Raw genomic sequence first — 4829 nt, forward strand, 5'->3', positions numbered from 1 at the left:
CGTGCCGGGTCGCCCGCCATTCGTGCCGGGTCGGCGTGGGCGCGGAGGTGGCCGATCGCGCGCAGGCCGGAGCGCGCTCCCTCCAGCACGGGGATCCCGGCCCTCCGCAGCGCGACCGCCTGCGCCTGGTCCACGGCGGCCGGGACGTGCGAGAGCACCACCACGGGCTTGTCGGTCGCGGCGGCCGCCTGCTGCACCGCCCGCGGGTAGGATTCGTCCCCGTCGTACTCCTCCACCAGGTCCACCGCCAGCGCGACCACGTCCACGGCGGGGTCGCTGGCCAGCGCCGTCAGGCAGCCGGTGAACAGCGCCTCGGTGTCGGCGCCGCGACCCCACACGTCCAGGGGGTTGTGGACCCCGAGCCCGTCGTCGAGCAGGCCGGCCAGCGCTGCCTCGGTGCCCGGCGCGAGCGGCGCGAACGGCACCTCCTCCTCGCTCGCGACGTCGGCCAGCAGCACCCGCTCGGCCCCGGAGTCGTGCACGGTGGCGATCCCGGCGGCCGGGCGGGCCAGCCGGCGGCCGACCGCGAACAGCTCCAGGGTGTCCACCAGCTCCTCGAGGTCGCGCGCCTGGTGCACGCCGTACGTGGCGAACAGCGCCTCCCAGGCGGCGTCCGCGCCGGCGACCGCCCCCGAGTGCGCGGTCACCATGGCCCGCCCGGAGGGGGAGCCGCCCACGGTCAGCGCCACCACCGGCACGTCCTGGGCTGCCGCGCGGGCGAGCGCGCCGCGCAGCCGGTCGACCTCACGGATCGTCTCCAGGAACAGTCCCGCCACCCGCGTGCCGGGCTGGTCCAGGGCCCAGTGCAGGTAGTCGCCGGTGGTGGTCACCAGCTCCTGGCCGGAGGAGACGGCCAGGGAGTACTCCAGCCGGCGGTGGGTGCGCAGCAGCGCCGAGAACACCGAGCCGGAGTGGGTGACCAGGGCGATCCCTCCGGGCTCCAGCCCGGGGCGCTCCAGGTAGCCCAGGGCTCGCAGCCCGCGACCGACGTTGACGAACCCCATGCAGCCGGCCCCGCAGACAGGCAGGGGACCCGCCGCGCCGCGGATCGCCTCGGCCAGCCCGACGGCACTCCCGTAGACGACCGCCGCCCCGGCGCCGGTGTCCCGGGCCGAGGCGAGCTGCTCCGGGACGGCCCGGTCGGGGACGCCGAGAAGCACGAGGTCCACCGGGTCGTCCAGGGCGTCCAGGGCGGGCAGGCAGCGCTCGCCGAGCACCGCGTCGTACGTCGGGTGCACCAGGTGCACCCGGCGCACCCAGCCGGCCCCCTCGTCCCTGGATCGCAGGGCCTCGAGCGCGAGCCGCTCCCCGAAGGAGCCGGGGCGGGCGCTGGCCCCGACCACCGCGACCGAGCGCGCCGCGAGCATCCGGTCCAGGCCCGGGGCCGTGTCCACTCCTCATCCACCGCCTGAGTTGAATGGCTGTTCAGTCACCGCCGCACGCTACCCGTCCCGCGGCCGATGGTGAAGGGGCTGGGCGGCTGGCGACGGGGGCTGCCCGCCCTGACTCGCCGTTCAGGGTCGGTGTAGCGTACCCACCACACGCGGGTCGGCGGGCGGCCCGCGGGGCCGAAGGGACGGCAGGGTGGCGACGACCGAGGCTTCCCAGGGCCAGTCCGACACCCGCCGCGACCAGATGCTCACCGCGGCCGCCGAGCTGATCGCCGAGCGCGGCCTGGCCCGCACGCGGATCGCCGACGTCGCCGCGCGGGTGGGGACCAGCCCGGCGCTGGTCGTCTACTACTTCGCCACCAAGGACGGGCTGCTCATCGAGGCGCTGCGGCACTCCGAGGCGGGCTTCTACCGGGCGGTGGAGGACCTGCTGCAGCGGCCCGCCACGCTGGAGGAGCGGCTCGCCACCCTGGTCGACCTGACGATCAGCGTCGGCTCGCAGGGTGAGGTGCAGGGCCACTGGGGCCTGTGGTTCGAGCTGTGGTGCGAGGCGTTCCGCCACCCCGAGGTGGCCCGGGACCGGCGCCAGCTCGACGAGCAGTGGCGCGCGATCATCCGCCGGGTGGTGCTGGCGGCCGTCGAGGACGGCGAGGTCGCCGCGGTGGACGTGGACCGGTTCGCGCTCACCTGGGCGGCGCTCCTGGACGGTCTCGCCGTGCAGGTCGCCCTCGAGGACGAGGTGGTCACCGAGCAGGTCGCCCAGGAGGTGGCGCTCACCTTCGCCCGCCGCGAGCTCGGCCTCCGCTGAGGAGGTAGTCCGCCGCGATTCTCATCATTCCGACGGGCGAAATGATGAGAATCGCGGCGGACTATCTGGGTGGTGGGGTCAGGAGGTCCAGACCTGCCAGAGCGCGGCGTACTCCCCACCGAGGGCCACGAGCTCGGAGTGGCTGCCCAGCTCGACGATGCGTCCGTCGATCACCACGGCGATCCGGTCGGCGTCGTGGGCGGTGTGCAGCCGGTGGGCGATCGCCACCACGGTCCGCCCGTGCAGCAGCGCGTTCATCGACCCCTCCACGGTGCGGGCCGTGCGCGGGTCGATCAGCGAGGTCGCCTCGTCCAGGACCAGCGTGTGGGGGTCGGCGATGATGAGCCGGGCCAGCGCCACCTGCTGCGCCTGGGCGGGGGTCAGCGCGAGGCTGCCGGAGCCGACCACGGTGTCGAGGCCCGCGGGCAGCCGCTCCACCCAGTCGGCCGACCCCACCGCGGCCAGCGCGGACCACACGCTGTCGTCGTCGGAGTCCTCGCGCGCGAGGACGATGTTGTCACGCACCGACCCCACGAAGACGTGGTGCTCCTGGGTCACCAGCGCCACCTCGGTCCGCAGCGTCTCCAGCGGCAGCGACACCAGGTCGACGCCGCCGACGGTGACCCGGCCGGTGCGGGGGGCGTTGATCCCGGAGAGCAGCCGCCCCAGCGTCGACTTGCCCGACCCGCTGGGCCCCACGACCGCAAGCCGCTCGCCGGGCCACAGCCGCAGGCTCACGCCGTGCAGGACGTCGTGCCCCTCGCGGTAGGCGAACCGCAGGTCCCGCGCGACCAGGTCCGAGCCCTCCGGCCGGGCCTCGCCCGGGACCCGGTCCTGGGGCACCTGCGCGATGCCGAGCAGCCGACTGGTGGAGGCGGCGCCCACCTGCAGCCGGTCGACCTCGCCGACCAGCCGGTCCAGCGGGCCGCTCAGCGCCTCGACGTACAGCACGGCGGCCGTGATCTGCCCCAGCGTCACCCAGCCCTGGGCGTAGCCGTAGGCACCGGCCAGCACGGTCACCACCCGCGGGGTGTTGAACGCGAAGTCGATCACCGCGAACAGCAGGTTCCGCAGCGTCATGCCGTACCGCTCGGCCTGCGCCGACACGGCGGTGTCGGTCTCGCTGAGCGCGATCCGCCGCTCCCCCAGCCGCAGCGCCTCGACCGTCCGCGCCCCTTCGACGGTCTCGGTGAGGGTGGAGTTGATGCGGGAGTACGTCGCGCCCTCGGCGATGTAGCACTTCTGGGCACGGTGCAGGTAGCGCCGGATCTGGATCAGCGAGGAGCCGATCAGGAGCAGCGAGGGCACCGCCAGGAAGACGGAGTTCGCCAGCATCGCCACGATCGACAGCGACACGGTGAGCACCGAGGTGATCGCCATCGGCACGGCGTACTGCACCGAGCGGCTCATCGTGCCCACGTCGCGGGTCACCCGGGTGACCAGGTCGCCCGTGCTGGCCCCCTCCACGCGGCCCAGCGGCAGCCCGAGGATGGTGCGCACGATGTACTCCCGCGCGGCCGAGAGCAGGTCCTGACCGAAGACCGCCGAGGTGCGCTGCCCCCAGAACGTGAAGCCGGCCTGCGCCACCACCACCAGCACGAGGAGCCCGACGGTGCCCCCACCGTCGACGCCGGTGCCCGAGGTGGTCTCGTCGATCAGGCTGCCGAGGAGCCGAGGCACCAGCAGCGCCGCGAACGCGGCCGCCGCGTTGAGCAGCACCAGCAGCACGAACAGCCGCTGCCGTCCGCGGACCAGCCGACGCAGGAACTGCCACACCGCCGCGTAGTCGGCGACCGGCCAGCCGTGCTCGGGGTTTCGGCTCGCGGCGTACGCCGCCTCCGCGCGGGCCTGCCGGACCCGGTGCCGGCGTCGCAGCGCTGCGAGCCGCACCTGCAGGGGTACGCCGACCGGGGGGACCAGCTCGGCCGGGATCTCCGAGGGGTCACGAGGCACGTCGCGCCAGGTGTCGGCCGACGTGGCCAGCAGGTCAGTCATCGTCCTCACCCATCGAGCGGATGACGACCCTGCGGTAGGCGGGGTGGTCGTGGATCAGCTGTTCATGGGTTCCCACGGCGACCGCCCGGCCCTCCTCCAGGAAGACCACCCGGTCGGCGTGGTGCAGCCACAGCGGCGACACCGTGGTGACCACGGTCGTGCGGCCGCGACGGTGGGCGGCGACCCGGGCCGCGATCCGCGCCTCGGTGTGCGCGTCGACCGCCGAGGTGGGCTCGACCAGCACCAGCACGGGCGGGTCGTCGGCGAGCGCCCGGGCGAGCACGAGACGCTGTCGCTGGCCTCCGGAGAGGCCCCGTCCACGCTCGTCCAGCCTGCCCTGCCAGCCACCCGGCAGCGCGTCGTACACGTCCTCCGCGTCGGCCACCCGGATGGCCTCCTCGGCACCGGCCCGGTCGAGTTTCCCGTGGGGGTCGATCGCGTCCTGCAGCGTACCGGCGAAGAGCTGGCCCGCGCTCTCGCTGACCAGGATGTGGCGCCTCACCTCGGCCAGCCGCGCCTGTCCCAGGTCGACGTCCCCGAGCCGCACGCCCCACGGCAGGCGGGCCCGGGCCTCGTCCCGGGCGGCGAGGGCCGCGCGCCCTGCGGCCAATGCGGAGCTCGTGCAGCGTCGCGCC

Annotated in this window: 4 protein-coding genes; 1 reads left to right on the plus strand and 3 read right to left on the minus strand. The window is 74.8% G+C overall.

Going from position 1 to position 4829, the window contains the following annotated elements; all coding sequences use genetic code 11:
- On the minus strand, positions 1–1394 hold a 1394-nt coding region (locus PLP61_RS14970; protein ID WP_324503553.1), incomplete at its 3' end, for a CoA-binding protein.
- Between the two features lie 190 nt (positions 1395–1584).
- Between PLP61_RS14970 and PLP61_RS14975 the strand changes: the two genes are divergently transcribed.
- Positions 1585–2199 carry a TetR/AcrR family transcriptional regulator gene (locus PLP61_RS14975; RefSeq protein WP_324503554.1) on the plus strand — a complete coding sequence of 205 codons (615 nt, stop codon included), beginning with the start codon at positions 1585–1587 and terminating at the stop codon, positions 2197–2199.
- Between the two features lie 78 nt (positions 2200–2277).
- Here PLP61_RS14975 and PLP61_RS14980 read toward each other — a convergent pair whose 3' ends face one another.
- Complete coding sequence (locus PLP61_RS14980) at positions 2278–4194, minus strand: ABC transporter ATP-binding protein (protein ID WP_324503555.1); 1917 nt, start codon at positions 4192–4194, stop codon at positions 2278–2280.
- On the minus strand, positions 4187–4829 hold a 643-nt coding region (locus PLP61_RS14985; RefSeq protein ID WP_324503556.1), incomplete at its 5' end, for an ATP-binding cassette domain-containing protein. The genes PLP61_RS14980 and PLP61_RS14985, both read right to left, overlap by 8 nt.

Origin of the sequence: Nocardioides sp., from assembly GCF_035429765.1 — a bacterium.
Lineage (GTDB): Bacteria > Actinomycetota > Actinomycetes > Propionibacteriales > Nocardioidaceae > Nocardioides.

What these genes read in the sequence shown, in the direction of transcription:
- PLP61_RS14980 (WP_324503555.1), bottom strand. Translation starts at nt 4,194, where the DNA reads ATGACTGACCTGCTGGCCACGTCGGCCGACACCTGGCGCGACGTGCCT.